At 59.6% G+C, this 772-nt stretch carries 1 pseudogene; it reads right to left on the reverse strand.

Annotation, left to right across the window (positions count from 1 at the left end):
• Positions 1-251: pseudogene (locus EN991_RS38425) on the reverse strand (hypothetical protein); the annotation flags it as partial.
• Positions 252-772 lie beyond the last annotated feature (521 nt).

A 772-nucleotide genomic window follows, 5' to 3' on the forward strand; every position in this document is an offset into this window, starting at 1 on the left:
GTCTTGTGAAGCCCCGGAACGGTGACGTTGACGCGGGCATAGTTCAGCGTCGCCGACCGTTCGCCGTCGAAAACCTTGTTGGGATCGTCGGATTTCTTGCGCGTCGTGGCGATGAAGATCGAGTGGTTGCCGGCGATCTCCGTCACCGGCGCCGACACCATGGCGCTGCCAAGCAATTCCTGTGTTTGCTGGCCGGCGCAGCCGGCGACGAACAAGGCCAGGACAACGGTAAAAATCTTCTTCAAAGGCACGCCTGAATTTCCAACTCCGGCCGAAAGGCCTGTCTATCCTCACGATACCTCCCGGACAGGCAGAGTGCGGCAGAACTAAGTCCTGTCGAGTCGAAATGTGATCGGCGCCCCGCTGCGGCCATCGCAGTGTTGCGCGAAAGCCAAAATGGCGGGAAACGGCTGCGTGATGTGCGCAATGAGCGGCGTCGCCGCCGGCCCTCCAATCCCCGCAGAGATAGCGATTTCATACCGCCCGATGCGAGGGGGTATGAGAATGCACCCGCAAGTAGCTGAAAATATTTCGCAAAATTTCCGCCCGGAAGGACGTAAATGATGGACGATGGCGCTGGGGAGCCGGATATGTGATAGGCGGGCTCGCGCCGCACCTGGTCATGGCGCTCAACAACCGAACGTTCGCGACCCGATTAATGATAGAGATCCGCGGACAGCATGCAACGCAAGGTGATTTTCCCCAGGGGTGGTTTCCGATGAACAGTTTCTCTTCCCGCGTTGCTGCCGCTGCCGCCGCGATCCGCCAGATC

Source organism: Mesorhizobium sp. M7A.F.Ca.US.005.03.2.1 (assembly GCF_003997795.1).
Lineage (GTDB): Bacteria > Pseudomonadota > Alphaproteobacteria > Rhizobiales > Rhizobiaceae > Mesorhizobium > Mesorhizobium ciceri.